Origin of the sequence: Pseudomonas yamanorum (assembly GCF_900105735.1) — a bacterium.
In the GTDB taxonomy this organism is placed as follows: Bacteria; Pseudomonadota; Gammaproteobacteria; order Pseudomonadales; family Pseudomonadaceae; genus Aquipseudomonas; species Aquipseudomonas yamanorum.
Genome location: NZ_LT629793.1, coordinates 628,449 through 654,314, shown reverse-complemented (window position 1 = coordinate 654,314; position 25,866 = coordinate 628,449). Strand labels below are relative to the sequence as shown.

Sequence of the window (25,866 nt, the reverse complement as noted above, 5' to 3'; positions counted from 1 at the left end):
TTTGTCGACTGATGCACCGCTATCGCAGGCAAGTCAGCTCCCACATTAATAGTGTTGAGTCTCAGGGTTTTGCCATTATGGCGATGAATAACGGCGACTCCAGAAACCGCTGCAACCAAGCCTGCAACCGCGGATAGGGAGCCCGTCCAAACCACTCCCGATCCACATGCGCAAACTGCCGCACAAACGGTGCCAGTGCCACATCCGCCAGGCTCAAGTGCCCGGCCAGCAAATACTCCCGCTGCGCCAGCAACCCCTCCAGCTTCGACAAAAACACCTCACCCTCGGCCCGATAATGCTCCATCGGCTGCTCCGGATAGCGCTCGGCATACTTGTATCGATCCAATTGATATTTGAAGCCCTGATCATTCTCTTCAATCAGCGCCTGCGTCGCTCCATCATCCTCAAGCAACCAACCCTCAGGGTCGTTCTGCGCCAGGGCCCAGCGCATGATCGCCAGGCTTTCATCGACCACCCGGCCATCCACGCTCAGCACCGGCACCGTGCCTTTGGGTGACAACGCCAGCATCTCAGCCGGCTTGGCCTTGAGGCTGACCTCGATGATCTGCACCGCCGCCCCCGAATACCGCAGGGCCATCCGCGCCCGCATCGCATACGGGCAGCGGCGGAACGAATACAACACCCCCTCGCTCACTTGACCTCCAGGGTGCTCAAGCCATTGCCTTGGCGCTTGACCTGAATCTGCACCGGAATCCGCTCGTGCATTTCCTGCACATGGGAAATCACCGCCACCTTGCGGCCCTGGGCCTGCAAGCCGTCGAGGGCATCCATCGCCAGTTGCAGCGACTCGGGATCGAGGCTGCCAAAGCCCTCGTCGATAAACAGCGACTCGATCTTCAGCGTACTCGACGCCATCGACGCCAGGCCCAAGGCCAGGGCCAGCGAGACGAGGAATGTCTCGCCCCCCGACAACGAATGCACCGAGCGCAGTTCGTCGCCCATCTCCGTGTCGAGCACCAGCAGGCCGAGCATACTGCCGCCGCGTTTGAGGCGGTAGCGGCGCACCAGTTGGCGCAGTTGCACGTTGGCGTGGTGCACCAGCAGGTCGAGGTTGTAGGCCTGGGCGATCTTGCGGAAGGTATCGCCAGTGGCCGAACCGATCAGCGCATTCAGGCGTGCCCAGCGCTGCCATTCCTCGTAAGCCTTGGCGATCTCCGCCGCCAAGGCCTGGTTGGCATCCTGGCGGCGCTGGTCGTCGGCCTGTTGGGCGCGCAGTTCGGCGCAGTGTTTTTCGCCAATGACCAGCGCGGCATTGAGTTCGGCCAGGGCGCTGTCCAGTTGCTCAGCTTCAAGGTTGCCATTGTGCAACGCCTGGTGATCCTTGAGCCGCTGTTCGCGTTCTTGCAGCAACACCTTGGCTTGTTCGACGGCTTTTTCGCCGTGTTGCAGCTGCTGGCGTAACTCAACCACCTGCGGCTCATCGAAGGCCACCAAGCGGGCCAGGCCTTCGTCATCGAGTTCCGGGTGCAAGGCGCGCCAGTCGCTGAGGCGCGTAGTGAGGGCCGCGTGTTCGGTTTCCAGAGACTGTTGGCGCTCTTGCAGCGACTTGAGGTCGGCTGCCACTTGGATCAACTGGTTGCGGGTGTCCTGCAACTGCTGGTTGGCCTCGGACTCATGCTGGCGCGCCTGGTCGACGGCCTTGTCCAGTTGCTGCTGCCAGTGCTCGGCGCTGGGGTTTTCGCCCAGCAGGCCGGCGAGTTTCTCCTCGGCGGCGTGTTGCAGGGCGCTTTGCTCGGCGAGCTGTTTTTGCAAGGTCTCCAACTGCTGCTGGCGATGTTGCTGGCGGTCCTGTTCTTTCTCGATGGCTTGCTGACGCTGCAGCTGCTCGGCCAATTCTTCCTTTTGGTTATCGAGCTGTTCCAGGCGTTGGCTGACCTGCTGGTCGAGCAGCATGAAGGTCGCCGCCGGCTCGCTGCGCAGGCCGTCGAGGGTCTCGCTCGGCAACAGGCTGGCGAAGGCGTTGAGTTCTTCGTCCAGGCGTTCGCGGTCGTTGGACAGTTCCCGTTGCTGGTCAATCAGTAACTGGCGCGCCTGTTGGCTGGCGTCCTGAGCGGCTTGCAGTTGTTGCTGCATACGCCCGGCGTTTTGTTGCAGGTTGAGCAGGGCGCCTTGGCGTTGTTCATCCTGGGTGAGGCTCTGGCTCAGTTGGCTCAGTTGCTGGGCGAGCCAGGCATCACGCTTGGCCACGTCCTGGTTGAACAGCGAGGCGGACAGAGGATGGGCTTCAAGGCTTGGCAGCAAGGCCTGCAACTGGCCGGCGAGTTGCTCCTGTTGTTGCAGGAATTCCTTTTGCTGGGCGATCAGGCCGCCCACTTCGCCGCGTAGCTCGGTGAGTTTCTCCTTGAGCACATCCACGGCTTGCTGCGCGTTGGCTTCTTCGCTTTCGTCGTGGCGAGTCAGGCTTTGCAGCATTGCTTCGGGCTGGTGATACGGGTGCTCGACGCTGCCGCAGACCGGGCATGGTTGATCATCCTGAAGCTGGCCGCGCAATTCCTCGACACTGGCACTGCGGGCCAAACGCTGGCGCTCCAGCAGTTGCTTGGTGACGGTCAGGGTCTGCTCGGCGACGGCCAGCTCGGCCTTGGCTTGCAGGCCGCTCTGGTTCAACAGTTCGCGTTGTTGCTGGGCGAGGGTTTGCTTTTGCGTCAGGGCCTGGCTCTGGCTATCCAGTTGCTGATGGCTGTCCCACAGCCGCGCCAGGTCTTCAAACGCGCGATGTTGCTTGCGGTTGTCCTGGAGCAGGCTGCCCAGCAACTGGATCTGCTCGGCCACCGCATGGGGTTCGGCGCCGGCTTCGTGGTACAGCAAGTCCAGGGCTGCGCGTTGCTCGGTCCACTTTTCACCGAGGCGGGTGGCGCGCTCTTCCAACTGCGGCAGTTCAGCCTGGCCTTTATTGAGGCGATTGCCGATCAGCATCAGCTGTTGCAAGCGGTCACGGTAGGCGTTCCATGCATCGCTCAAGGGGGCAAGTGCGGCACTGCGCTCAAGTTCTGCGGCCAGCCGGTGCAGGCGCTCGGCGACGAGTTTTTGCTTGTCGAGCAAGCCGGTCAACGCCGCCTGGCCTTCCACGCAGGCGGCTTCGCCCAGCTGTTTTTCTTCGCTGCGCCTGGCCAGTTCACGGGTCAAGTGGGCGAGGGTGGTTTGTTCCTCGAAAGCCTGACGCAGCAGGGGCACCGCATCGGCTTGTTGTTTCAGGGCCTGAGCGAGAGCGGTTTGCACCTCAGCCTGCTGCTGTTGCAGTTGGGTCTGGCGGGTGTGCAGCACGGTTTGTTGCTCAAGGTGCTGCTGGATCTGCGCGGCGAGGGGCTGCAACTGCGTGGTCAGTTCAGCCTGACGCGTGAAGTGATGACGTTGCGGTGCCAGTTGCTCCAGGCGGCTGAGGTCCAGGCGTTGTGGGCCCAGGCTTTCCCAGTGTTGCTGGGCCTGCTGCAGTTGCTCGACCGCGCCTTGTTGGCGCTCCTGCCATTCCCGCAGTTCCTTGAGCCAGGTGTGCTGCAGCTCAAGCTGCTTGAGCTGCGCCTGCTGGGTCTTGAGCTGCTGCTGGGCGGCAGTCAGTTGTTCGTCCAGCTCGGCGCGGGCTTCAGGGGCCAGCGGGGTGACGCCGGTGGCCTGGTCTTGCAGGTGTTTGTGGGCGTCCCGTGCATCCTTGGCCTTGTCGAAGGCGCGGCGACCGAGTTGGGTGTAGAGCGCAGTGTCGGTGAGCTTTTCCAGCAGTTCGCTGCGCTCATTGTCGTTGGCTTTGAGGAAGGCGCTGAATTCACTTTGCGCGAGCAATACCGCGCGGGTGAACTGCTCGAAGTTCAGGCCCAGGGCCAGTTCCAGCTGGGTCTTGTATTCGGTTTTCTGGCTGGCCAGCAGTTGCTCGCTGTCCAGGTCGATCAAGCTTTGCCGGCTGGCTTGCAGCTTGCCGCTGGCCTTGTCCCGGGCGCGGTTGGCTTCCCAGCGGGCGCGGTAGCGACGGCCGCTGACGCCGACAAAATCCACTTCGGCATAACCGCCGCCAGTGCCCCGGCGAATCAGGGTGCGTGGGTCACCGATGGAAATATCGGTGTCGGCATCCGGCATTTTTGCCTGGCCGGTATCCCCCAGGCGTGGCACGGCGCCAAACAGCGCCAGGCACAGTGCATCAAGCAAGGTACTTTTACCGGCACCCGTGGGCCCGGTAATCGCGAACAGCCCGGCACTGGCCAAGGGCTCGGCGGTAAAGTCGATTTCAAACGGCCCGGCCAGGGAGGCAAGGTTTTTCAGGCGAATGGCGAGGATCTTCATGGCTGTTCGCCCTCCTGTTGCACTTCCTGGAGCAGCACGGCGAAGTCCTTCAGGGTCTGTTCGTCCACTTCACTGCCGTAACTTTCCTGCCAGGCGCGGCTGAACAATTCCTGGGGCGTGAGCTGGTCGAGTTCGATCAGGCGGTCTTCCTGGCTGTCTTCACGGCCTCCGCTGCCTGCGTATTCAGCGGCGATGCGCACCAGGCGCACGGCCTTGCCTTGCAGGGCGTTTTCCACTTGCTGGCGCAGGTCGGGTTGCGGTTCGTCGAGGCGCACCCGCACTTCCAGCCACGGTTGGCGCTGGGTTTCGGCCAGCAGGTCAATGTCGGGCAGCTCGGCCAGTTGCTTGAGGATGTCGGCCAGGGGGGCGGCTTCCAGACGTTGCAAGTTGACCGAGCGCGGGATCAGGCGGGATTCGACGCTGACCAGGGTTTCGCCGTCCAGTTGCACATCGAGGATCTGGTGCTGGTAGCCGATTTCCGAAAACGACAGTGGAATCGGCGAGCCGCAGTAGCGAATACGCTCCTCGCCATTCACCCGCTGGGGTTTGTGCAAATGGCCGAGGGCCACGTAGCTGACGCTGGCATCAAACAGGCTGGCGGGCAGCGCTTCGGCATTGCCGATGATCAGGCTGCGCTCGGAATCTTCCGACACCGAACCGCCGGCCATGTGCGCATGGCTGATGGCAACCAGTGCCTGGCCCGGTTGGCGCTTGGCGTTGGCAGCGGCGATGAGCCATTCATGAACCTGGCCGATGCCCCGCAGGTAATCGTCCCCCAATTGCGCGCCGGTCACTTCGGCCGGGCGCAGGAAGGGCAGGGCCAGGCACCAGCCGGCGATTTCACCGTCGGCACTGGGCAACGGAATCAGCAGGCGTTCGACATCCAATTGCCCGTCATCCAGCCACAGCACCCGGCCCAGGGCGTGGGTACGCAGGCGGCGCATCAACGGCGCCGGCAGTTCGATGCGCGAGCCGGAGTCGTGGTTGCCGGCGATCATCACGATGGTCAGTGCGGGGTTTTGCTCGTGGGCGCTGATGATGAAGTCATACAGCCGCTCCTGGGCCTTGAGCGGCGGGTTGACCGTGTCGAAAATATCGCCGGCGATCAGCAGCACATCCGGGCGATGCAGGCCCAACTGGCCCAGCAGCCAGTCGAGGAAGCAGGCGTGTTCGAAGTCGCGTTCCTGGCCGTGCAGGTTTTGCCCAAGGTGCCAGTCGGAGGTGTGAAACAGACGCAAGGCGATCTCCGTAAAAAAGAGGGTGACCGCTCAAGACAGGGTGGCGGTACGCATAACCGCCAATTCTACTGTGCTAATGCTTAAACATCCCGCATCAAAAGCCCGAATCTCAGGTCCATTTCCGCCGGGATCGGCAGATACACCGTATGGCCGTCGCCCGGCGCCACCTCGATAGCCTCGCCCTTGGCGTTGTGCAGCGTGGCCAGGTCAAAGTGGAAATTCCCCGTTGGGGTCATCAGTTCCAGGTGATTGCCCACGGCAAACCGGTTCTTCACCTTGACCTCGGCCAGCTCACCGCGCCGTTCACCGGTCAGCTCGCCGACGAACTGCTGACGTTCAGACACCGAGCTGCCGTTTTGGTAGTTCTGGTATTCATCATGCACGTGTCGGCGCAGGAAACCTTCGGTGTAGCCGCGCTGGGCCAGGGATTCGAGGTTGGTCATCAAACCCCGGTCAAAGTCGCGCCCGGCCACTGCGTCGTCGATGGCCTGGCGATACACCTGGGTGGTGCGGGCGCAGTAGAAGTGGGATTTGGTGCGGCCTTCGATCTTCAGCGAATGCACGCCCATGCGCGTCAGCCGCTCGACGTGCTGCACCGCTCGCAGGTCCTTGGCGTTCATGATGTAGGTGCCGTGCTCGTCTTCGAAGGCGGGCATCTGCTCGTCAGGGCGGTTGGCCTCCTGCAACAGGAACACCTGGTCAGTGGGCGCGCCGAGGCCCAGGGTCGGCTCGGGCGCGTACTGCTGAACGATGTCGCCAACGGCGTTTTCCACCGCAGGTGTGGCCTGGTATTTCCAGCGGCAGGCGTTGGTGCAGGTGCCTTGGTTGGCGTCGCGTTTGTTCATGTAGCCCGACAGCAGGCAGCGCCCGGAATAGGCCATGCACAGCGCGCCGTGCACAAACACTTCCAGCTCCATGGCGGGGACGTGCTGGCGGATTTCCTCGATCTCCTCCAGCGACAGCTCCCGGGACAGGATGATCCGGCAGATGCCTTGGGCCTGCCAGAACTCGACGCTGGCCCAGTTCACCGTATTGGCCTGTACCGACAGGTGGATCGGCATGTGCGGGAAGTGCCGGCGTACCAGCATGATCAGGCCCGGGTCGGACATGATCAGCGCGTCCGGGCCCATGGCGATCACCGGGGCGAGGTCCTTGAGGAAGGTTTTCAGCTTGGCGTTGTGGGGCGCGATATTGACCACCACGTAGAACCGCTTGCCCTGGGCCTGGGCTTCCTGGATGCCGAGGGCGAGGTTGGCGTGGTCGAACTCGTTATTGCGCACCCGTAGGCTGTAGCGCGGTTGCCCGGCGTAGACGGCATCGGCGCCGTAGGCAAAGGCGTAACGCATGTTTTTCAGGGTGCCGGCGGGGGCGAGCAGTTCGGGGGCGATAACGGGAGGCATGGGTTCGGGTCGCAAAAGGGCGGCAGGGTAGCCGGGGCGAGCACGGGGTTTATTGATCCAGGTCTAATAAGTAGGGCACTCGCGGGATTTGCAGCGGACTAAACATCAAGGCGCACATGAGCGTCTGGTGTTTTAGACATGGATCGGACATGAACCAAACCAACTTGCAATTCAAAACCCTGCTGTTACTGCTCGCCCTGGTGACCATCGCGTTTATCTGGATTTTGCTGCCGTTCTACGGCGCGGTGTTCTGGGCGGTGATCCTGGGGATCATCTTTGCGCCCATGCAACGGCGCTTCCAGCAACGTTTTGGCTGGAACCGCAACTTCACCTCCCTGGCAACCCTGACGGTGTGCCTGGTGATCGCGATTTTGCCGGTGATCATCACCAGTGCCTTGCTGGTGCAGGAGGGCGCGACGCTTTACAAGAACGTCGAGAGCGGCAAGCTCGACGTTGCCGGTTACATCGAGCAGTTCAAGAATTTCCTGCCACCGTATTTCCAGCATCTGCTGGACCGCTTCGGCATGGGTAACCTGGAAGGCCTGCGGGAGAAGATCGTCAAGAGCGCGATGCAGGGCAGCCAGTTTTTTGCGACCCAGGCGTTCAGCTTCGGCCAGGGCACGTTTGATTTCCTGGTGAGCTTTTTCATCATGCTGTACTTGCTGTACTTCCTGCTGCGCGACGGTCCGGAGCTGGTACGCAAGGTGCGCACCGCAGTGCCGCTGGCCGAACCGCAGAAGCGTCGCCTGCAATTGAAGTTCAACCGGGTGGTGCGGGCCACGGTGAAAGGCAACGTGCTGGTGGCGGTCACGCAAGGGGCGTTGGGTGGTTTGATCTTCTGGTTTCTGGACATTCCCAGCGCGTTGCTCTGGGCGGTATTGATGGCGTTTCTGTCGCTGCTGCCGGCGGTGGGCGCGGGGATTGTGTGGGGGCCGGTGGCGGCGTATTTCCTGCTCAGCGGGTCGACCTGGCAAGGCGTGGTGCTGGCGCTGTTCGGGGTGTTTGTGATCGGGCTGGTGGACAATGTGTTGAGGCCCATCCTGGTGGGCAAGGACACCCGTATGCCGGATTACCTGATCCTTATCTCAACCTTGGGCGGCCTGTCGATCTTTGGCCTGAACGGGTTTGTCATCGGCCCGTTGATTGCTGCGTTGTTCATGTCCAGCTGGGCGCTGTTTGTCGAAACCAAACCGCGGGTTCAATTGCCTTAGGCATGAAAACAATGGGCCATCCTGACCGACAGGGCCTGGGCGGCTGGCAACGAGGTGAGTGGGCCGCTGATGGGTTCGCCATCGCGTACCAGGTACCAGCAGGCGAGCAAACCCAGCTCCCGGAGAGGGGCGGGAACGGCACTGCCGATAACGGACATGATTTGAATAGTGGGCATGATGACCTCCAAGACGCTATGGAGGTGACATTACGGTGTGCAGGCCTTAAGTGAAAATTAACCCGCTCGATAGTCGACATCACTGTTATCGAGCGATCAATCAGTCGACAACCTGGTCGAGCATGTGCACCACTTCCTGTTCACTGAGCAGACCCTTGCGCACCAGGTTTTCCGTCAGCAAGGACAGGAACTTGGCGTTGCGATGGCCTTCCAGGGCCTTGAGTTCGGTCAGTACGCTATAGACCTTGCTTGAGGTGCAGAGGCCGGCGGTGCGATGGGGGTTTTGCGTGGGCATGGTCAATCGTCCTTGTTGTTATTGACTGGACAGTGTTGATAGTGGAGGCCTTTTAAGACACAAACATGACAGCGCAGACCCGGTTCGGGCAAGCGTCAATTGAGATCAATGATGTGGGATTTGGCCACAGCCATTGTCCTTATTACGACCTTGGCGAGATTTATTCAGACCAACAGGCCAAAAAAAGGCCCCGCTTTTAGGGCGGAGCCTGTTCAGGTGTGTCAGTTCATGCTTACCAACCGCGACCATAATAGCCGTGTGGATGGCCGTAGTAGCCCCGCGGTGGGCCGTAATAGACCGGTGCCGGGCGGTAATAAACCCGTTGCTGCACATACACCGGCGGTGGCGGAGCGTAATAGACCGGCGGCGGAGCGGCATACACCGGCTGCGGCTGGACATACACCGGCTGTTGCACGTAGACCGGTTGCTGCTGGCTGGCAACGATCGAGCCGCCTACCACTGCACCGACAACGGCACCCAGTGCAAGCGGAGCACCCCAACCACCACCGTGGGCGGAGGCTTGTCCTGCTATAGCGAGTGCGCCGATAAGCAAGGCGATCTTGGGGAGTTTACGAATCATGGTCATTCCTCGGTTAGCCCCAGCGCTCATGGTCTGCAATCAATAGACTCAAGGATTGTCGCGGGGATACTTTTAAGACAGCGTATTTCTAAAAAACAGCACGGCCTATAGGTAAAGGTTGTGTAAGGTCTGTATCGGTTGGCTTACACAAGCGGCCGGGCACAGTGCGTATGATCCACGACAACCCGCCGGCGCGGGTATTCCGTCTATCCGAAACCGCCTCTGGAAGGGCTTCAAGGAGTTACCGATGCAGATGAACCCCAACAAGGACACCCAACTGTGCATGTCACTGTCGGCGCGCCCCGGGAACTTTGGCCTGCGTTTTCATAACCACCTGTACGAGCAGTTGGGGCTGAATTTCTACTACAAGGCCTTCAGCAGCCAGGACCTGCCAGGCGCCGTCGGTGGCATTCGTGCGTTGGGCATTCGTGGGTGTGGCGTGTCGATGCCGTTCAAGGAGGCGTGCATTGCCCTGGTGGACGAGCTGGATGATTCGGCGCGGGCCATTGCGTCGATCAATACCATCGTCAACACCAATGGGCATTTGAAGGCCTACAACACCGACTACATCGCCATCGAGCAACTGCTGCGCAAGCACGAAGTGCCCAAGGACTCGACTTTCGCCCTGCGCGGCAGCGGTGGTATGGCCAAGGCGGTGGCCAGTGCGTTGCGCGATGGCGGTTATGCCAAGGGCGTGATTGTGGCGCGTAATGAAGTGGCGGGCCGGGCGCTGGCCCAGAGCCTGGGGTATGAGTGGCAGGCGCAGTTGGGTGTCTTGCGCCCGCAGATGCTGGTCAACGTGACGCCGATTGGCATGACCGGAGGGGCGGAAGCAGATCAGTTGGCGTTTGAGGCTGATGCCATTGATGCGGCCGAGACCGTATTCGATGTGGTGGCGATTCCCTCGGAAACGCCGCTGATCCTGCGCGGCCGCGACCAGGGCAAACGCGTGATCACCGGTTTGGAAGTGATCGCCATCCAGGCCTTGGAGCAGTTTGTGCTGTACACCGGCGTACGGCCGACGGATGCGCAGTTTCAGGCGGCGGTGGCGTTTGCGCGAAGCTGAGCATCACCGCTGACTGTGTGGCGAGGGAGCTTGCTGTGGATAGGGAGCTTTTGTGGCGAGGGAGCTCCCTCCCTACCAAAGCTCACTCACCACAAACATTACTCTAGCCGCGAAAGGCGCTCTTCCAGCGCCACAATCCGCGCTTCCAGCTCTTCGATACGCTCCAGGGAAACCCCACTTCCCGCACCACGCTCCACCGGATTCCCACGTGCCGCCAGGATCGCTTCAATGTCCGCCGGGTCGCCCAAGGCGTGCATGTACCGATCTTCCCGCTGCCCCGACTGGCGCGGCACCAACAACGCCAGCCCACGGGCAATCAGGCGTTCCAGTTGATGCACCACTTGCTCGGTGTCTTCAAATTCGTGCATGCGCCCGCTGCGGGTCAGCAGTTCGTTGACCGTCTGCGGCCCCCGCAGGAACAACAGCCCACTGAGAATCACCTGGGCCGGCACCAGTTCCAGGGCCTTGTCCACCCGATGCTCCCAGCGGTCGGCGCGGCTGCCCATCACCAGCCGGGTAAACCCGCGACCTTCCAGGGCCCGCAGGCTCTGGCCGACCTGGCCCTGGCTGAGGTTCATCACCGGTTCACGGCTGGTTTTCTGGTTGCAGGCGATCACCAGCGCGTTGAGGGTCAACGGGTAGGTTTCAGGGCTGGTGGCCTGTTTTTCGATCAGGCAGCCCAGGATGCGGATTTCCGTGCTGTTCAGGCGCGGCTCTTCGGAAGTGGTGTCGTGCTCGGTGGTCATCGCGCTTTCCCTAATGCAGTGAGCCCACTAGCCTAATCCTGAAAAAATAAAAGACAAGCGGCGCTGGCGGCCGGCATGTCTATAATCGCCGCTGTTTCAAACCCTGCCACAACTGTCGAGACTGTCATGACTATTTCCCTGTACGCCGCTTCCCTCCCGGTCTTCAAGCAAATGCTCAACGCCCTGAGCGATGTGCTGAACAAGGCCGAAGCCCACGCCACCGCCAAGAACATCGACCCGAACGCCTTCCTGCAAGCACGCCTGTACCCGGACATGTTCCCGCTGGTGCGTCAGGTGCAGATCGCTGTCGACTTCGCCAAAGGCGTTTCTGCCCGCCTGGCTGAAATCGAAGTTCCGAAATACGACGATACAGAAGTGACCTTCGCCGACCTGCAAGCGCTGATCGCCAAGGTCCTGGCGTTTATCGACACCATCACCCCGGCTCAGGTCGACGGCAAAGAAGGCATCGAAATCGTCACTCGCCCTGGCACGCCGAAAGAGAAGCGCTTCAGCGGCCAGTCGTACCTGCTGAGCTACGGCCTGCCGCAGTTCTTCTTCCACGTCACCACCGCTTACGCCTTGCTGCGTCACAACGGTGTGGAAGTGGGCAAGCGCGACTACATGGGCGCGTTCTAAGCCTTAAGGCGTAAAAAAGCCCGGGGCAGTTCATTCACGAACCGCCCCGGGCTTTTTTGTGCGCGTAAGGTTTACGCGGTCTGTTCTTCTTTGCCCAGGCACGCGGCAGCGGTGAACAGCACGTCGGTGGACGAGTTCAGCGCGGTTTCCGCCGAGTCCTGCAAGACACCGATGATGAAGCCCACGGCTACCACCTGCATCGCGATTTCGCTGGGAATGCCGAACAGGCTGCATGCCAGAGGAATCAACAGCAGCGAGCCCCCGGCAACCCCCGACGCGCCGCAGGCGCACACTGCAGCGACTACGCTGAGCAATATGGCGGTGGGGATGTCCACGGCAATGCTCAGGGTGTGCACGGCGGCCAGGGTCAGTACGGTGATGGTGATGGCCGCGCCGGCCATATTGATGGTGGCACCGAGGGGGATCGACACCGAGTACGTATCTTCATGCAGGCCCAGGCGCTTGCTCAGCGCCAGGTTGACCGGGATGTTGGCTGCCGAACTGCGAGTGAAGAAGGCGGTGATACCACTTTCCCGCAAGCACATCAGCACCAGCGGGTAAGGGTTGCGGCGCAGTTTCCAGAACACGATGGCCGGGTTGATCACCAGCGCGACGAACAGCATGCAGCCGATCAACACCAGCAGCAGGTGCGCGTAGCCCAGCAGGGCGCCGAAGCCGGACGTGGCGAGGGTCGAGGCCACCAGGCCGAAGATCCCCAGGGGCGCGAAGCGGATCACCATGCGCACGATCAGCGTGACGCCGTTGGACAGGTCTCCCAGCACGGTGCGGGTGGTGTCGCTGGCATGGCGAATGGCGATGCCCATGCCGATGGCCCACGCCAGGATACCGATGAAGTTGGCATTCATCAGCGCGCTTACCGGGTTGTCCACCACGCTGAGCAACAGGCTTTGCAACACGTCACCGATGCCGCCGGGAGGACTGATGGCCACATCGTGAGTGGCCAGTACCAGCGAGGAGGGGAACAGCGTGCTGGCGATCACCGCGACCACGGCGGCAGAAAAGGTGCCCAGCAGGTACAGGAACAGGATCGGCCGGATATGGGTTTCCTGGCCATGCTTGTGGTTGGCAATTGAAGCCATCACCAACACAAACACCAGGATGGGCGCGACGGCCTTGAGCGCCGAGACAAAGACCTTGCCGATAAATCCGGTGGCTTGTGCCACGTCGGGTAACAGCAGGGCCAGCAGGATACCGGCGATCAGGCCGATGACGATTTGGGTGACCAGGCTGATAGACATCAGGCGTTGAAAGAGGGAAGGGGCAGCAGTCATAAAAGGGTTGTCTCTAGTTTTTTTAATAGATGCAGCTAGGCAGCATGAATCTGGCAGGGGCGAAGTCTAACATCTGTAGGAAACGTCTAATCCGGGTGCGGCGTTCCGTCGCCACGCTGCTACACATTCTGTTAACATTGCCCATCCTCTTATTTCCTCTCTATCAGCGGGCCCTCCGGGCTGTCGTTGATGTCGCTGTTTTCTGGAGTTTTTGATGTTGTTTCCGATTCTGCTGCTGTCGGCGGCCGGTTTTACCGTGCTGACCACAGAGTTCATCATTGTGGGCCTGTTGCCTTCCATCGCCCGGGACCTCGACGTGAGCGTGTCCCAGGCCGGGTTGCTGGTGACGTTGTTCGCCTTTACCGTGGCGGCGTTTGGCCCGTTCCTGACCGCGTATTTCGCGCGGTTCGAGCGCAAGCGGCTGTTTATCACGATCCTGATCATGTTCGGCCTGGCCAACACCCTTGCAGCAGTGGCCTCGAATATCTGGGTCATGTCCTTGGCCCGGTTGATCCCGGCGCTGGGATTGCCGGTGTTCTGGGCCCTGGCCAGCGAGACGGCGGTGGACATTGTCGGGCCGGATTTCGCCGGCCGCGCGATTGAAAAAATCGGCTTCGGCATTGTGTGCGCCACGGTTTTCGGCATCCCGGTGGGCACGCTGATTTCCGATATGTTCGGCTGGCGCACTGCCTTCGGCATTCTTGCGGTGGTGGCGTTCGCCAAGGCGTTGCTGCTGTTTATCTACCTGCCGAAGACCCGGGCGAAGAACGACCAGGTCAGCTTGCGCTCCCAGTTCAAGATCTTGCGCAGCCCGCTGATGCAGGGCCATATCCTGCTGTCGATCCTGGTGTTCAGCGGGATGTTCACCGCCTATACCTATCTAGCCGACATCCTCGAACGCCTGGCGGGTTTTGACGGAACCCTGGTGGGCTGGTGCCTGATGGGCTTTGGCGCGGTCGGCCTGATCGGCAACTCCTTGGGCGGGCGTATGGTCGACCGGCATCCGCTGATCGCGTCGATGGTGTTCTGCGGCTTCATGATCGCGGGCATGGTGGCGCTGGTGCCCGCCATTCATTCCACCATCGGATTGGCGGCGGCGATGGCCGTATGGGGCGTGACCCAGGCGGCGCTGTTTCTGGTCAGCCATGTGCGGCTGATGAAGGCCGCACCCCATGCGCCGGCGTTTGCCGCCTCGCTGAACATCGCCGGGGCCAACCTGGGGATTGGCCTGGGGGCGTTGGTGGGCGGTCACGTGATCGACACCCTGGGCCTTGGCAGCCTCGGGTTTGCTGCGGCTGGCTTTATCCTGCTGTCGATCCTGCTGGCGCTGTGGCTGATGACCGCCAAGACCCGCGCCGTCTGCGCCTGATTCCTCAGGGCAGGGCCGTAAACAGCTCCCGTCTCGCACCTTCGGTAATCGCCACGATGCCGGGGTGCTTGACCTTGCGCTCTACCGAGATCGCATAAAACGACTCGGTCACCGCATCCGTCTGGCCGATCAGCACCACGCCATATTGGCGTTCCACCTCATCGGCAATCACGCTGGGTGCGATAAAAATCCCGCTGCCGGATTGGCCAAAGGCCTGCATCAAAGCGCTGTCGTCAAACTCCCCGACAATCCGTGGCTGGATCTGCTGCTCGGCAAACCAGCGCAGCAAACGGCTGCGCACCACCGTCTCCGCGCCCGGAATCAAGAGCGGCGCGCCCTGCAGGCACTGTGGGAAATCGCCGTGATGCTGGTCAGCCAATGCCTGGGTCGCGAAAAAACTGATCCCGCATTCCCCCAGCTTCTGGCTGTAGCCCTTGATGTCCAGGTGCGGCGGCATCGGGCTGTCGGAGATCACCAGATCCAAGCGCTGGATCGCCAGGTCCGCCAGCAAGCGCTCGAGTTTGTCTTCACGGCAGGTGATGCGGATCGGCTCGCTCAATTCCATGGTCGGCGCAATCAGCCGGTAGACGATGGACTTGGGCACCACATCCGCCACGCCGACCCGGAACAGGATCTGCTGCTCATTGGGCTGGGTGCGCAACATGGCTTCAAGCTCATTGCCCAGCTGGAACATCTGCTCGGCATAGGGCAGCGCCTGGCGCCCGGCTTCGGTCAGCTCCAGTTGGCGCCCAACCTTCTGAAACAAGGCCACGCCGAAGGTCTGCTCCAGCAGGCTGATCTGCCCGCTGATGGTCTGCGGCGTGAGGTTCAGTTGCTCACAGGCGCGCACGATGCTGCCGGTCTTGGCGACGACCCAGAAGTAGTGCAGTTGTCGGTAATTGAGCATGGCAGTCAATACTTCGTGAAAACCGAAGTATAAACGAAAAAAATACGAATTTTACTGAAGTGTTCGCCTGCATAGAATGCGTCGCTATCGAGGGGCCACTACTTGGACCCGACGGTTCTAACGAGGAACGCATCATGAAACTCAATTCCCTGGGCGCAACGGCGTTACTTGGGCTTTCATTAGTCATGCTCAGTGGCTGTGACCAAGCGGAAAAAAGCGCGCAACAACTGCTGGGTAAAGCCACCGAGTCGGCCAAGCAAGTGATTGACGACACCCACCAGGCCGCCGAACAGGCGTTGAGTGACGCGACCAAGGGCTTGATCGCTCCGCCGCAAGGCAAGCAGGACAAGCAGGCACAGGAAGGCAACAAGCCTGAATCCACCTCCCAAGAAACCTGATACCCGCACATCACACCAGGACTGACCTATGGAATACCTTTTACAACTGGCCGCCAGCCCGACCGCGTGGATCGCACTGGCCACCTTGATCGTCATGGAGATTGTGCTGGGGATCGATAACCTGATCTTTATCTCGATTCTCACCAACAAGTTGCCGTTGCAACACCGGGCCAAGGCCCGTCGCATCGGCATCAGCATGGCATTGATCCTGCGTCTGGGCCTGTTGAGCACCATCGCCTTTATCGTGCAGCTGACCGCGCCGGTCATCGACATCCTGGGGCAGTCGTTCTCCTGGAAAGACATGATCCTGATCGCCGGTGGCCTGTTCCTGGTCTGGAAGGCGACCACCGAGATCCATCACAGCATGGACCCCGAAAAGGAGCACGTGGACACCGGTGCGCCGAGCGTGACCCTGGGCTTCGCTTCGGCCATTGGCCAGATCCTGCTGCTGGACATGGTGTTTTCCATCGACAGCATCATCACCGCCGTGGGCATGACCGAGCACTTGCCGATCATGATCATTGCCGTAGTGGTCTCGGTAATCGTGATGTTGGTGGCGGCTGAGCCGTTGGCCAAGTTCATCAACGATAACCCGACGATTGTGATGTTGGCTTTGGGCTTCCTGATCATGATCGGTATGACGCTGATCGCCGAAGGTTTCGGCGCCCATGTTCCAAAAGGCTATGTGTATGCGGCCATGGCGTTCTCGGCGGCTATCGAGTGCCTGAACATGATGCGACGCAACCGGCATAAACGCCTCGCTGCCAAACAGTAAACGCTGTCAAGAAAGGCCGGCTGCGCTCATCAGAGCCCAGCCGGCCTTTTTGCTGCCTGGTTCCCGCTGAATCGTCCATGTATGTAGGAGTCGTCTGTTAAGATTCTTCGCCTTGACGTTTTGAGGTGCCTTCATGAACGAGCCAATTCGCCTGACCCAATACAGCCACGGTGCTGGTTGCGGTTGCAAGATTTCACCTCAGGTGCTGGAAGTGATCCTTGCCGGCAGCGGTGCGCAAAACCTTGACCCCAAGCTGTGGGTAGGCAACGCCTCCCGTGATGACGCTGCTGTATATGCCATCGACGACGAGCGCGGCGTGGTGTCTACCACCGATTTTTTCATGCCGATTGTCGATGATCCCTTCGACTTCGGCCGTATTGCCGCCACCAACGCCATCAGCGATATCTACGCCATGGGCGGCGATCCGTTGATGGCCATCGCGATTCTCGGCTGGCCGGTCAACGTGCTGGCCCCGGAAATTGCCCGGGAAGTGATTCGCGGCGGTCGTTCCGTGTGTGACGCTGCCGGGATTCCCCTGGCCGGTGGCCACTCCATCGACGCCCCCGAGCCGATCTTCGGTCTGGCCGTCACCGGGCTGGTAGAAAAACGCCACATGAAGCGCAATGACACCGCCACCGCCGGTTGTCAGCTGTACCTGACCAAACCCTTGGGCATCGGTATCCTCACCACCGCCGAAAAGAAGGGCAAGCTGCGCGAAGCCGATGTGGGCCTGGCCCGTGACTGGATGTGCACCCTCAACAAGCCCGGCAGCCGTTTCGGCAAACTGGCCGGTGTGACGGCCATGACCGACGTCACCGGTTTCGGCCTGTTGGGCCATCTGGTGGAAATGGCCGACGGCAGCAATGTGACTGCCCGCATCGAATACGAAAAAGTCCCACGCCTGCCCGGGGTTGAGTACTACCTGGAGCAGGGCTGCGTGCCTGGCGGCACCTTGCGCAACTTCGACAGCTACGCCAGCAAGCTGGGGCGCCTGAACGAACTGCACAAACGCGTGCTGTGCGACCCGCAAACCAGCGGCGGCCTGCTGGTGGCGGTCACGCCCGAAGGCAATGCCGAATTCCTTGCCGTGGCGGCGGAACTGGGCCTGAACCTTGAACCCATCGGCGAACTGGTTGAGCGACAGACCAACGCGGTAGAGGTGTTCTGATGCCCATCGACATCACCGATTACCGCGATATCTTTCTCAACGACCGGCCGATGATGGATACCCGCGCGCCGATCGAGTTCACCAAGGGCGCGTTCCCCGGGGTGATCAACCTGCCGTTGATGACCGACGACGAGCGCGAACGGGTGGGCACCTGTTACAAGCAGCAAGGCCAGCAGGCGGCCATTGTCCTCGGTCACGAACTGGTGTCCGGGGCAATCAAGGCCGAACGTATCGAACACTGGGCGCGTTTTGCCCAGGCCCATCCGGACGGTCTGCTGTACTGCTTTCGCGGCGGGATGCGTTCGCAGATTGCCCAGCAATGGTTGAAAACCGAGGCGGGTATCGACTATCCGCGAGTGGGCGGTGGCTACAAGGCCATGCGCACCTTCCTGCTTGACACCGTTGAAAGCGCGACCGCGCAATGCGACTTCGTATTGCTGGGCGGCATGACCGGCACCGGCAAGACCGAAGTGCTCGGCCAGTTGAACAACGCCCTGGACCTGGAAGGCCACGCCAACCATCGCGGTTCCAGCTTCGGCAAGCGCGCCACGGCGCAACCCTCCAACATCGACTTCGAAAACCGCCTGGCGGTGGACCTGCTGAAAAAGCGTGCCGCCGGTATCGAGCAGTTCGTGGTCGAGGATGAGAGCCGCATGATCGGCAGCTGCGCCCTGCCATTACCCTTGCACAAGGGCATGCAGGGCTTTCCGATGGTCTGGCTGGAAGACAGCGTTGAAGGCCGCGTGGAGCGCATCCTGAAGGATTACGTGGTGGACCTTTGCGCTGAGTTTGTCACGGTGTTTGGCGAGACCGGCCAGGAACTGTTTGCCGAACGCCTGACCCAGAGCCTGGGCAATATCCACAAGCGCCTGGGCGGCGAGCGGTTTGCGCGGTTGCACGCGATCATGCAGGGCGCATTGGCAGAGCAAGCCCGCAGCGGCGCGGTGGATTTGCACCGCGGCTGGATCGAAGGGCTGTTGCGTGAGTACTACGACCCGATGTATGCGTTCCAGCGGGAAAGCAAAGGCGCACGCATCGAGTTTGCGGGAGAGCAAGCGGCGGTGGTGGAGTATTTCCGGGACAGGCTCGCTCGGCGTAAGTAATTGATTGAGTTGGCCGGCCCTTTCGCGAGCAAGCCCGCTCCCACATTCGACCGCATTTATCCTGTAGGAATGCAGTCAACATGTGGGAGCGGGCTTGCTCGCGAAGAGGCCCTCGAATTCACCCAATCACTACAGGATAAACGCCCCGATCAGCCCACACACCACCCCCATCAGCATCGTCAGCCCGGCCACGGTCACCAGCACCCGCGCATCGAAGTCCTTACGCAGCATCAGCAGCGATGGCAGGCTCACGCTCGGCAGGGTCATCAGCAAGGCCACGGCCGGGCCGGTGCCCATGCCGAGGGTCATCATGGTCTGCACGATGGGGATTTCGGCGGCGGTCGGAATCACGAACAACGTGCCGACAATCGCCAGCGGCACCAGCCACACCAGGCTGTTGGCCATGGCGCCGTCAACGTGGGGAAACAGCCAGACCCGCGCCGCGCCGAGGATCAGCACCGCCAGGATGTACACCGGAATCGTGCTCCAGAACAGCTGCCACAGGGTGCGCAGCCAGCGGGTCAGGAACGGTTCGGTTTCGGTGAGGCTGGCCTGGGCCACGGCGTCGAGCGCGGCTTCCGGTACCTGCTCTGGCCGCGCGATGCGCTGCGCCACCAGCGACACACCGACCACCAGCACGATCCCGGCCACCAACCGCAGCGCGGTAAAGCCCCAGCCCAGCACAAAGCCCATGAACACCAGCGTCGCCGGGTTCAGCACCGGGTTGGCAATCCAGAACGCCAACGCCGCGCCCACCGAGACCTTCTGCCGACGCATACCGGCCGCCACCGGAGCGGCGCAGCAACTGCACATCATCCCCGGCAAGGCGAATAGCCCGCCACGCAGGGTGGAACCCAGGCCGGCGCGACCAAACAGGCGCAACAGCCAGTCTCGGGGGATCAGCACCTGCAGCAATGAGCCGAGAATGACCGCCAGCACCGCAGCCTTCCAGATCGCCAGGAAATACACCTGGGCATAGGCCAACGCGGCGGCCAGTGGCGCGCTTTGCTGGTCGTTGAGAATTGAGGCGCCGATGCTGTGGTTGTCCGCCGCGATAAACGCTTTGGCGTAGTAGGGCGACCACTTCACGTAGTAGAGGCCGATGCAAGCCACCAGCAGGAACAGCGCTGGTTTCCACCAGAAGGACCAGCCCCGGGCGGGCTGGGTGGAGGAGAGGTTGGACATGTCGATGATCCGCAGATGAGTCAATAGCGCAGCATCATACGCTGTGGGACCTAAATATCGGCACTCACCTGTGTGGCTTCCGGGCAAGTCTGCTGACCGTTATCCAGCCCTTGCTTGTAATTGCGGCTCAGCATCGTGGCCTTGCCGTTGTGCCAGGTCAGGGTCAACACATACAAGGTATCGAAATCACTGCCGGACCAATCGTCGGTAATCACGTGTTTTTCACCCACCGCTTCACTCGCCACCTTGTTGATCAGGTCCGGCAGGTAGCCGTGGGACCAGGCGGTATAGATGATGGCGTTGTGGTACTTGTCTTCCACCAGTTCGTCAGCAAGAGCGCTGGTGTCATTGGCCGAAAACTTGATGTTCACCGGCAACCCGAGCTTGATGGCGCTGGGGCTGATGGTCATCAATGGGCGGATGTAGCTGTAGGAGTTGTCTTTCTCTCCTTCCTCGACATTGCGGGTCGGGTTGGGCGCGAACACGAAGTTGGCCTTGCCGAATTTTTCCGGCAGGACGGTGGCCAGGTTCATGGCACGGTTCAGTCCCTGGCAATTGAGTTGGCCAAGGCCGCCGGCCGGTTTTTCGCCGTGGCGCAGGAACACCAGGGTTTGCACACCGTCGACTTGCTGGGCGCGGCTGATCCGGGATTCCAGGGTAAGGCCGACTGCGGTGCTCACCAGTAATACCGGCAGCAGGATGTAGGAGTAGCGTTTGAAGCGTTTCGCAAGGCACAGAGGCTTGATGGTCATGAAAGTTCTAAGTCTCGGTGCAGGGATTCAGGGCAAGCAAGCCCAGCCATCGGGCGCTCTCTAAGAGTCTCCCCAGGCAGTTTGGTTCGTTTCGTGGGGGAGATGGGGCGGCATCCTTGCCGTGTGCAGGAGATTAACCAGTAGATGTTGCTGAATTAAGACGGATGCACGAGAGACGCCGAACCACTACTCTCCTACTTTTACCAGGAGTCGCGCGATGAACTCACTTTCAGACTTCCCCATCACCGCCAAATGGCCAGCCCGGCATCCCGAGCGCCTGCAGCTCTACTCTTTGCCGACGCCCAACGGGGTGAAGGTGTCGATCATGCTGGAGGAACTCGGGCTGCCTTACGAGGCGCACAAGGTCAGCTTCGAGACCCAGGACCAGCTCTCCGCCGAATTCCTGTCGCTGAACCCCAACAACAAGATTCCGGCGATCATCGACCCCCATGGCCCCGGCGGACAGGCGCTTGGGTTGTTCGAGTCGGGCGCGATCCTCATTTACCTTGCCGAGAAGAGCGGCGAATTGCTGCCCGAAGACCCGGCAATGCGTTACGAGACGATCCAGTGGCTCATGTTCCAGATGGCCGGTATCGGGCCGATGTTCGGCCAGGTGGGGTTCTTCAACAAATTCGCCGGCGCGGCCTATGAGGATAAACGCCCGCGTGACCGCTATGTCGCCGAGTCTCGCCGCCTGCTGGAGGTGCTGGAGAAACGCCTGCTGGGCCGCACCTGGATCATGGGTGACGAGTACAGCATCGCCGACATCGCCACCTTCCCGTGGGTGCGCAACCTGATTGGCTTCTACGAGTCCGGCGACCTGGTGGGCATTACCGACTTCCCGAACGTACTGCGGGCCCTGGACGGGTTCGTCGCCCGGCCAGCGGTGATCCGTGGCTTGAGCATTCCAGCATAAGGACCGGCATGGCCTCTTTCGATTTCAAACAACTGGACGTTTTCAGCGGCGTGGCCCTCAAGGGCAACCCGCTGGCCGTGGTGCTGGGCGCCGACAGCCTGAGCGACCAGCAAATGGCGGATTTCGCCAACTGGACCAACCTCAGTGAAACCACATTCTTGCTCAAGCCCCGTGATCCACGGGCAGACTACCGAGTAAGAATTTTTACCACCCTGCAGGAATTGCCATTTGCCGGCCATCCGACCCTCGGCAGTTGCCATGCCTGGCTGCAGGCCGGTGGCCAACCCGCTGGCGAGGAGATCATCCAGGAGTGTGAAATCGGCCTGGTGCGCATCCGTCGCCAGGGAGGTGAACTGGCATTTATCGCGCCACCGCTGCTGCGCGCCGGCCCGCTGGAGAGTGAGTTGATTGAGCGCGTGCGGCGGGGGTTGGGCCTTGAACCCGGGGCGATTTTGCGTAGCCAGTGGGTGGATAACGGTGCGGGTTGGCTGGCGGTCATGCTGGAGGACCGGGAACAGGTACTGGCGCTGCGTCCGGATTACTCGCAGTTGCAAGGGCTGGCCGTGGGCGTGATCGCCCCGTGGAGCCCCAGGCGGGACGGTGACGAGGCGCAATTTGAAGTGCGGGCCTTTATTGCCGGCGATGGAGCCCCGGAAGACCCGGCCACCGGCAGCCTGAACGCCGGTGTTGCCCAGTGGCTGCTGGGGGAAGGCCTGGCGCCCAGCCGCTATGTGGTCAGCCAGGGCACCGCCATGGGCCGCGCCGGGCGCATCCGCGTCGAACAGCATGGCGAGGAAATCTGGGTCGGCGGTGCGGTTGCCGTTTGCATTGACGGACGTCTACAGCTCTAGATCAATGCAATTGTTACCGGGTCTGCAATAAACTGTTCTGCACTTGGCGTTTGTGCTCTGCGGTGCACGAGGCATAAGCTTTCGCCCCTATGTTTTTTCGGCCTGCCTTTTTCAGGAGCATCAATGTCCAGCCAGTTCCCCGAAGCCCGTCCACGCCGCCTGCGCCGCTCTGCGGAGTTGCGTGGCCTGTTCCAGGAAACCGAATTCACCCTTAATGACCTGGTGCTGCCAATCTTCGTTGAAGAAGAAATCGACGACTTCGTACCGATCACCAGCATGCCCGGGGTGCAGCGCATTCCCGAGTCGAAGCTGGCCGGCGAGATCGAGCGCTATGCGAAAGCCGGGATCAAGTCGGTGATGACCTTCGGTGTGTCCCACCACCTGGACGCCTCCGGCAGCGACACCTGGCAAGAACGTGGCCTGGTGTCGCGCATGTCCTCGATCATCAAGGACGCGGTGCCGGAAATGATCGTGATGTCCGACACCTGTTTCTGCGAGTACACCGACCACGGCCATTGCGGCGTGATGCACGGCGCCGAAGTCGATAACGACCGCACCCTGGTCAACCTCGGCAAGCAAGCTGTGGCCGCCGCCCGTGCCGGTGCTGACGTGATCGCGCCGTCTGCCGCGATGGATGGGCAGGTGCAGGCCATTCGCCGGGCCCTGGATGAAGCAGGCTTCAGCCATATCCCGATCATGGCCTATTCCACCAAATTCGCCTCGGCCCTTTACGGCCCGTTCCGCGAAGCCGGCGGCAGCGCGCTCAAGGGCGACCGCAAAAGCTATCAGATGAACCCGATGAACCGCCGCGAAGCGGTGCGTGAGTCGTTGCTGGATGAGCAGGAGGGCGCAGATGCGCTGATGGTCAAACCGGCCGGCGCGTACCTGGACATCATCCGCGACATCCGCGAAGCCTCGCGCTTGCCGGTGGCGGCATACCAGGTCAGCGGCGAGTACGCGATGATCAAGTTCGGTGCCCAGGCGGGCGCGATCGATGAAGCCCGCGTAGTGCGGGAAACCCTGGGGTCGATCAAGCGCGCTGGGGCAGACTTGATCTTCACCTACTTTGCGATGGACCTGGCGCTCGCCGGGATCTAAGTAACCTGTGGCGAGGGAGCCTGTTCGCGGCTGCTTGCAACTTAGCGCTGGGCAAACGCCAGGTTCAGCCCCAACCCCGCAAACGCCGCGGCAAAACTGCGGCGCAGCCAGTTCTGCACGCGTGGCGATTCGATCACCGCGCGGCGGAACACATTGGCCAGCAGGCCATAAATAACAAACACCGCAAACGTCATCGCCATGAACACACTGCTCAGCAACAGCATTTGCAGGGCGGGTGCGCTCGTGCCCGGGGTGACGAATTGCGGCAGGAACGCCAGGAAGAAAATCGTCAGCTTGGGGTTCAGGATATTCAGCAACAGGCCCCGCACGATCAGGCTACGGGCGCTGGAAATCGTCGGTGCGTCGTTCATGGCAAAGGCCGAGCGGTCCCGCCAGGTGGCGTAGGCGAGGTACAGCAAGTAGGCGGCGCCGGCATACTTCAGGGCTTCGAACGCCAGGGCACTGGTGTGCAGCAGGGCGGACAGGCCAAGTACCGAGGCCAACAAGTGCGGGACGATCCCGGCGGTGCAGCCCAGGGCGGCGAACACACTGGCGCGCTTGCCGGCGGTCAGTCCGGTGGACACGGTGAAGATGACGCCGGTGCCGGGAATCAGCACGACGATCAGGCAGGTGATCAGAAAGTTCAGGCTAAGCATGGCATCCAAACTCCTTGTAGGAACGACGGGTGTCTGATCCTTTCACGTCCTGGTTTTTTTGGCGAGAGCAGCAGGTCGGCGAACCCCGGTTAGACTTACCGGTCGATATCTGCCAAGACTGGCCCATCGTCACCCAAGGAAGCCCCATGCATTCGTCCCGCCTGATCCTGTGCCTGACCACCTTGCTGGTGCTGGCCGGCTGCTCCAGCCAGCGCACCCAGCAATTGCCCGAGCGCAGCGAAGCCGAGGTAAAGGCGCAGATCGTGCGGCTGATGCCGGCCAGCGTGCCGGATCGTGGCGGCTGGGCCCAGGACATCTACACCGCCTTCAATACGCAGAAAATCTACCCCAGCACGGAAAACATCTGCGCGGTATTGGCCGTGACCGAGCAGGAGTCCACCTATCAGGTTGACCCGCCGGTGCCGAACATGGGCAAGATCGCCCAGGACGAAATCCTGCGCCGCGCCGCTAAAGTCCACGTGCCGGCGGTGCTGGTGCGCACGGCGCTGCAACTGCGCTCGCCTACGGGCAAGTCCTACGCGGAGCGCTTGAGTGCTGCGCGTACCGAGCGGGATTTGAGTGGGATCTTTGACGACTTCATCAGCGTCGTGCCCTTGGGCAATACCCTGTTTGGCGGCTTCAACCCGGTGCATACCGCAGGCCCGATGCAGGTCAGCATCGACTTCGCACAAAAGCAGGCCCGGGATTATCCCTACACCGTGGATGGCAGCATTCGTCGGGAAGTGTTTACCCGTCGAGGCGGCATGTACTTTGGCATCACCCATTTGCTGGGCTACCCGGTGCATTACGACCAGATGCTGTTCCGCTTCGCCGACTTCAATGCCGGTTGGTACGCCAGCCGCAATGCGGCATTCCAGGCGGCGGTCAGTCGGGTCTCGGGTACCACGCTGGCGCTGGACGGCGACTTGATCAACTACGGCTCGTTCCTGCCAGGCACCACCGAGTTGGCGGTGCGTTCCCTTGGCAAGGCGCTGGACATGCGCAACCCGAGCATCCGCAGCCAGCTGGAGCAGGGTGAGCGCCTGGATTTTGAAGATACCACCCTGTACCAGCGTGTGTTCGCCCTAGCCGACAAGGCCGCCGGCAAACCGGTGCCGCGAGCCATCTTGCCGGGCATCGTGCTGAAAAGCCCGAAGATCACCCGCAACCTCACCACCGCCTGGTTCGCCAAGCGCGTGGACGAGCGTTATCAGCGTTGCATGAAGCGTTAGGCTTATTACCGGGGATTTACCGGGCTGATGTTGATGGTCCGGATGGCTGCGGTGGGATACACCTCCAGCCTTGTCCCCAAGGAAGAACCTGACATGACTGCCCATGCCATCCCCGAAGGCTTTGCTCCGCTGCGTCGCAGTAGCCCACTCCTGGACCTGCTTGGCCCGGTGTACAGTCGTGGCGAAGGGGTGCAGCTGGAAATCGGCCTGCGCGCCGACAACCGCCACGCAAACGGACGCGGTACCGTGCACGGTGGCGTGCTGGCCACCCTGGCGGATGTGGGCATGGGCTACGCCATGGCGTTTTCCAGTGAGCCACCGCTACCGTTGATTACCGCGAGCATGACCCTCGACTACCTGGGAGCAGTGCAAGTGGGGGAGTGGATCGAGGTGCGGTTGGAGCACCACAAGCGTGGACGGCAGATAGCGTTTGCCACGGTCAGCGTGCAGGTCGGGGAGAAGGTGGTCGTGCGGGCAAATGCGGTGTTTGCGGTGCCCCAGGTGCGGGACTGACCGATAAAGAAAA

At 61.4% G+C, this 25,866-nt stretch carries 26 protein-coding genes; 13 read left to right on the top strand and 13 right to left on the bottom strand.

Features of this window, described 5'->3' with window-relative positions:
• Positions 1-61: 61 nt before the first annotated feature.
• From BLU46_RS03170 to trhP, 4 genes are all read right to left on the bottom strand, one after another.
• The gene (locus BLU46_RS03170) at positions 62-655 is read right to left on the bottom strand and encodes a glutathione S-transferase (protein ID WP_093198491.1); all 594 of its coding nucleotides are present in this window, start codon (positions 653-655) and stop codon (positions 62-64) included.
• Positions 652-4,290, bottom strand: coding sequence for an AAA family ATPase (locus BLU46_RS03165; RefSeq protein WP_093198486.1), 3,639 nt, complete (start codon positions 4,288-4,290; stop codon positions 652-654). Before BLU46_RS03165 ends, BLU46_RS03170 begins: the two co-directional genes overlap by 4 nt.
• On the bottom strand, positions 4,287-5,528 hold the full coding sequence (locus tag BLU46_RS03160; RefSeq protein ID WP_063031283.1) for an exonuclease SbcCD subunit D C-terminal domain-containing protein: 1,242 nt from the start codon (positions 5,526-5,528) through the stop codon (positions 4,287-4,289). Before BLU46_RS03160 ends, BLU46_RS03165 begins: the two co-directional genes overlap by 4 nt.
• Positions 5,529-5,608: 80 nt before the next feature.
• The gene (gene trhP / locus BLU46_RS03155) at positions 5,609-6,928 is read right to left on the bottom strand and encodes a prephenate-dependent tRNA uridine(34) hydroxylase TrhP (protein WP_093198481.1); all 1,320 of its coding nucleotides are present in this window, start codon (positions 6,926-6,928) and stop codon (positions 5,609-5,611) included.
• A gap of 149 nt (positions 6,929-7,077) precedes the next feature.
• On the opposite strand from trhP, the gene BLU46_RS03150 reads away from it, so the two are divergent.
• Entirely contained in the window at positions 7,078-8,139 is a 1,062-nt protein-coding gene (locus BLU46_RS03150) for an AI-2E family transporter (protein WP_063031278.1), read from the top strand.
• On the opposite strand, the gene BLU46_RS03145 is transcribed toward BLU46_RS03150, so the two are convergent.
• From BLU46_RS03145 to BLU46_RS03135, 3 genes are all read right to left on the bottom strand, one after another.
• Positions 8,136-8,315, bottom strand: a complete 180-nt coding sequence (locus tag BLU46_RS03145; RefSeq protein WP_017475504.1) for a hypothetical protein — start codon at positions 8,313-8,315, stop codon at positions 8,136-8,138. The two genes, BLU46_RS03150 and BLU46_RS03145, sit on opposite strands and share 4 nt — an antisense overlap.
• A gap of 100 nt (positions 8,316-8,415) precedes the next feature.
• On the bottom strand, positions 8,416-8,610 hold the full coding sequence (locus BLU46_RS03140) for a hypothetical protein (protein ID WP_003211226.1): 195 nt from the start codon (positions 8,608-8,610) through the stop codon (positions 8,416-8,418).
• Between the two features lie 232 nt (positions 8,611-8,842).
• Positions 8,843-9,196 (bottom strand): hypothetical protein, encoded by a 354-nt coding sequence (locus BLU46_RS03135; RefSeq protein WP_093198476.1) that lies wholly within the window; start codon positions 9,194-9,196, stop codon positions 8,843-8,845.
• Positions 9,197-9,437: 241 nt separating this feature from the next.
• Here BLU46_RS03135 and BLU46_RS03130 point away from each other — a divergent pair, with 241 nt between their 5' ends.
• Positions 9,438-10,256 carry a shikimate 5-dehydrogenase gene (locus tag BLU46_RS03130; protein ID WP_093198471.1) on the top strand — a complete coding sequence of 273 codons (819 nt, stop codon included), beginning with the start codon at positions 9,438-9,440 and terminating at the stop codon, positions 10,254-10,256.
• A gap of 98 nt (positions 10,257-10,354) precedes the next feature.
• On the opposite strand, the gene BLU46_RS03125 is transcribed toward BLU46_RS03130, so the two are convergent.
• Complete coding sequence (locus tag BLU46_RS03125) at positions 10,355-11,002, bottom strand: YceH family protein (RefSeq protein WP_063031273.1); 648 nt, start codon at positions 11,000-11,002, stop codon at positions 10,355-10,357.
• Between the two features lie 126 nt (positions 11,003-11,128).
• On the opposite strand from BLU46_RS03125, the gene BLU46_RS03120 reads away from it, so the two are divergent.
• Complete coding sequence (locus BLU46_RS03120; protein WP_088423220.1) at positions 11,129-11,638, top strand: DUF1993 domain-containing protein; 510 nt, start codon at positions 11,129-11,131, stop codon at positions 11,636-11,638.
• Positions 11,639-11,709: 71 nt separating this feature from the next.
• Here the strand turns inward: BLU46_RS03120 and sstT are convergent, their stop codons facing one another.
• The gene (sstT, locus tag BLU46_RS03115; RefSeq protein WP_093198466.1) at positions 11,710-12,930 is read right to left on the bottom strand and encodes a serine/threonine transporter SstT; all 1,221 of its coding nucleotides are present in this window, start codon (positions 12,928-12,930) and stop codon (positions 11,710-11,712) included.
• Between the two features lie 214 nt (positions 12,931-13,144).
• On the opposite strand from sstT, the gene BLU46_RS03110 reads away from it, so the two are divergent.
• Positions 13,145-14,299 (top strand): MFS transporter, encoded by a 1,155-nt coding sequence (locus tag BLU46_RS03110; protein WP_093198462.1) that lies wholly within the window; start codon positions 13,145-13,147, stop codon positions 14,297-14,299.
• 4 nt (positions 14,300-14,303) lie between these two features.
• On the opposite strand, the gene nhaR is transcribed toward BLU46_RS03110, so the two are convergent.
• On the bottom strand, positions 14,304-15,206 hold the full coding sequence (gene nhaR / locus BLU46_RS03105; protein WP_063031267.1) for a transcriptional activator NhaR: 903 nt from the start codon (positions 15,204-15,206) through the stop codon (positions 14,304-14,306).
• Between the two features lie 134 nt (positions 15,207-15,340).
• On the opposite strand from nhaR, the gene BLU46_RS03100 reads away from it, so the two are divergent.
• The 4 genes from BLU46_RS03100 (at position 15,341) to mnmH (ending at position 18,650) form a co-directional block, all read left to right on the top strand.
• The gene (locus tag BLU46_RS03100; RefSeq protein WP_093198457.1) at positions 15,341-15,604 is read left to right on the top strand and encodes a hypothetical protein; all 264 of its coding nucleotides are present in this window, start codon (positions 15,341-15,343) and stop codon (positions 15,602-15,604) included.
• Positions 15,605-15,632: 28 nt separating this feature from the next.
• Positions 15,633-16,379 (top strand): TerC family protein, encoded by a 747-nt coding sequence (locus BLU46_RS03095; RefSeq protein WP_093198453.1) that lies wholly within the window; start codon positions 15,633-15,635, stop codon positions 16,377-16,379.
• A gap of 133 nt (positions 16,380-16,512) precedes the next feature.
• The gene (selD, locus tag BLU46_RS03090; protein WP_017475494.1) at positions 16,513-17,547 is read left to right on the top strand and encodes a selenide, water dikinase SelD; all 1,035 of its coding nucleotides are present in this window, start codon (positions 16,513-16,515) and stop codon (positions 17,545-17,547) included.
• The gene (gene mnmH, locus BLU46_RS03085; protein ID WP_093198448.1) at positions 17,547-18,650 is read left to right on the top strand and encodes a tRNA 2-selenouridine(34) synthase MnmH; all 1,104 of its coding nucleotides are present in this window, start codon (positions 17,547-17,549) and stop codon (positions 18,648-18,650) included. Before selD ends, mnmH begins: the two co-directional genes overlap by 1 nt.
• A 129-nt stretch (positions 18,651-18,779) precedes the next feature.
• On the opposite strand, the gene BLU46_RS03080 is transcribed toward mnmH, so the two are convergent.
• Positions 18,780-19,835: a permease gene (locus BLU46_RS03080; RefSeq protein WP_063034003.1), complete on the bottom strand. Its 1,056-nt coding sequence runs from the start codon at positions 19,833-19,835 to the stop codon at positions 18,780-18,782.
• A gap of 50 nt (positions 19,836-19,885) precedes the next feature.
• Positions 19,886-20,587 carry a hypothetical protein gene (locus BLU46_RS03075; protein WP_063031257.1) on the bottom strand — a complete coding sequence of 234 codons (702 nt, stop codon included), beginning with the start codon at positions 20,585-20,587 and terminating at the stop codon, positions 19,886-19,888.
• A 217-nt stretch (positions 20,588-20,804) separates the two neighbouring features.
• Between BLU46_RS03075 and BLU46_RS03070 the strand changes: the two genes are divergently transcribed.
• The 3 genes from BLU46_RS03070 to hemB all read left to right on the top strand — a co-directional run bounded on the left by BLU46_RS03070 (position 20,805) and on the right by hemB (position 23,452).
• Complete coding sequence (locus BLU46_RS03070) at positions 20,805-21,503, top strand: glutathione S-transferase N-terminal domain-containing protein (protein WP_093198443.1); 699 nt, start codon at positions 20,805-20,807, stop codon at positions 21,501-21,503.
• Positions 21,504-21,511: 8 nt separating this feature from the next.
• Positions 21,512-22,354 carry a PhzF family phenazine biosynthesis protein gene (locus BLU46_RS03065; RefSeq protein ID WP_093198439.1) on the top strand — a complete coding sequence of 281 codons (843 nt, stop codon included), beginning with the start codon at positions 21,512-21,514 and terminating at the stop codon, positions 22,352-22,354.
• A 123-nt stretch (positions 22,355-22,477) separates the two neighbouring features.
• Complete coding sequence (hemB, locus tag BLU46_RS03060; RefSeq protein WP_017475488.1) at positions 22,478-23,452, top strand: porphobilinogen synthase; 975 nt, start codon at positions 22,478-22,480, stop codon at positions 23,450-23,452.
• Positions 23,453-23,493: 41 nt separating this feature from the next.
• On the opposite strand, the gene BLU46_RS03055 is transcribed toward hemB, so the two are convergent.
• The gene (locus tag BLU46_RS03055) at positions 23,494-24,108 is read right to left on the bottom strand and encodes a LysE family translocator (RefSeq protein ID WP_093198434.1); all 615 of its coding nucleotides are present in this window, start codon (positions 24,106-24,108) and stop codon (positions 23,494-23,496) included.
• A 146-nt stretch (positions 24,109-24,254) separates the two neighbouring features.
• Between BLU46_RS03055 and BLU46_RS03050 the strand changes: the two genes are divergently transcribed.
• Together BLU46_RS03050 and BLU46_RS03045 are read left to right on the top strand one after the other, a co-directional pair.
• Positions 24,255-25,340 (top strand): DUF1615 domain-containing protein, encoded by a 1,086-nt coding sequence (locus tag BLU46_RS03050; protein ID WP_093198429.1) that lies wholly within the window; start codon positions 24,255-24,257, stop codon positions 25,338-25,340.
• A gap of 93 nt (positions 25,341-25,433) precedes the next feature.
• Positions 25,434-25,853, top strand: a complete 420-nt coding sequence (locus tag BLU46_RS03045) for a PaaI family thioesterase (RefSeq protein ID WP_093198424.1) — start codon at positions 25,434-25,436, stop codon at positions 25,851-25,853.
• Positions 25,854-25,866: the final 13 nt, after the last annotated feature.

Excerpts from the sequence above, each read along its gene's own strand:
- BLU46_RS03165 (WP_093198486.1), bottom strand. The coding sequence starts at position 4,290 with ATGAAGATCCTCGCCATTCGCCTGAAAAACCTTGCCTCCCTGGCCGGG.
- trhP (WP_093198481.1), bottom strand. The coding sequence starts at position 6,928 with ATGCCTCCCGTTATCGCCCCCGAACTGCTCGCCCCCGCCGGCACCCTG.
- BLU46_RS03150 (WP_063031278.1), top strand. The coding sequence starts at position 7,078 with ATGAACCAAACCAACTTGCAATTCAAAACCCTGCTGTTACTGCTCGCC.
- BLU46_RS03145 (WP_017475504.1), bottom strand. The coding sequence starts at position 8,315 with ATGCCCACTATTCAAATCATGTCCGTTATCGGCAGTGCCGTTCCCGCC.
- BLU46_RS03140 (WP_003211226.1), bottom strand. The coding sequence starts at position 8,610 with ATGCCCACGCAAAACCCCCATCGCACCGCCGGCCTCTGCACCTCAAGC.
- BLU46_RS03135 (WP_093198476.1), bottom strand. The coding sequence starts at position 9,196 with ATGACCATGATTCGTAAACTCCCCAAGATCGCCTTGCTTATCGGCGCA.
- BLU46_RS03130 (WP_093198471.1), top strand. The coding sequence starts at position 9,438 with ATGCAGATGAACCCCAACAAGGACACCCAACTGTGCATGTCACTGTCG.
- BLU46_RS03125 (WP_063031273.1), bottom strand. The coding sequence starts at position 11,002 with ATGACCACCGAGCACGACACCACTTCCGAAGAGCCGCGCCTGAACAGC.
- BLU46_RS03120 (WP_088423220.1), top strand. The coding sequence starts at position 11,129 with ATGACTATTTCCCTGTACGCCGCTTCCCTCCCGGTCTTCAAGCAAATG.
- sstT (WP_093198466.1), bottom strand. The coding sequence starts at position 12,930 with ATGACTGCTGCCCCTTCCCTCTTTCAACGCCTGATGTCTATCAGCCTG.
- BLU46_RS03110 (WP_093198462.1), top strand. The coding sequence starts at position 13,145 with ATGTTGTTTCCGATTCTGCTGCTGTCGGCGGCCGGTTTTACCGTGCTG.
- nhaR (WP_063031267.1), bottom strand. The coding sequence starts at position 15,206 with ATGCTCAATTACCGACAACTGCACTACTTCTGGGTCGTCGCCAAGACC.
- BLU46_RS03100 (WP_093198457.1), top strand. The coding sequence starts at position 15,341 with ATGAAACTCAATTCCCTGGGCGCAACGGCGTTACTTGGGCTTTCATTA.
- BLU46_RS03095 (WP_093198453.1), top strand. The coding sequence starts at position 15,633 with ATGGAATACCTTTTACAACTGGCCGCCAGCCCGACCGCGTGGATCGCA.
- selD (WP_017475494.1), top strand. The coding sequence starts at position 16,513 with ATGAACGAGCCAATTCGCCTGACCCAATACAGCCACGGTGCTGGTTGC.
- mnmH (WP_093198448.1), top strand. The coding sequence starts at position 17,547 with ATGCCCATCGACATCACCGATTACCGCGATATCTTTCTCAACGACCGG.
- BLU46_RS03080 (WP_063034003.1), bottom strand. The coding sequence starts at position 19,835 with ATGTCCAACCTCTCCTCCACCCAGCCCGCCCGGGGCTGGTCCTTCTGG.
- BLU46_RS03075 (WP_063031257.1), bottom strand. The coding sequence starts at position 20,587 with ATGACCATCAAGCCTCTGTGCCTTGCGAAACGCTTCAAACGCTACTCC.
- BLU46_RS03070 (WP_093198443.1), top strand. The coding sequence starts at position 20,805 with ATGAACTCACTTTCAGACTTCCCCATCACCGCCAAATGGCCAGCCCGG.
- BLU46_RS03065 (WP_093198439.1), top strand. The coding sequence starts at position 21,512 with ATGGCCTCTTTCGATTTCAAACAACTGGACGTTTTCAGCGGCGTGGCC.
- hemB (WP_017475488.1), top strand. The coding sequence starts at position 22,478 with ATGTCCAGCCAGTTCCCCGAAGCCCGTCCACGCCGCCTGCGCCGCTCT.
- BLU46_RS03055 (WP_093198434.1), bottom strand. The coding sequence starts at position 24,108 with ATGCTTAGCCTGAACTTTCTGATCACCTGCCTGATCGTCGTGCTGATT.
- BLU46_RS03050 (WP_093198429.1), top strand. The coding sequence starts at position 24,255 with ATGCATTCGTCCCGCCTGATCCTGTGCCTGACCACCTTGCTGGTGCTG.
- BLU46_RS03045 (WP_093198424.1), top strand. The coding sequence starts at position 25,434 with ATGACTGCCCATGCCATCCCCGAAGGCTTTGCTCCGCTGCGTCGCAGT.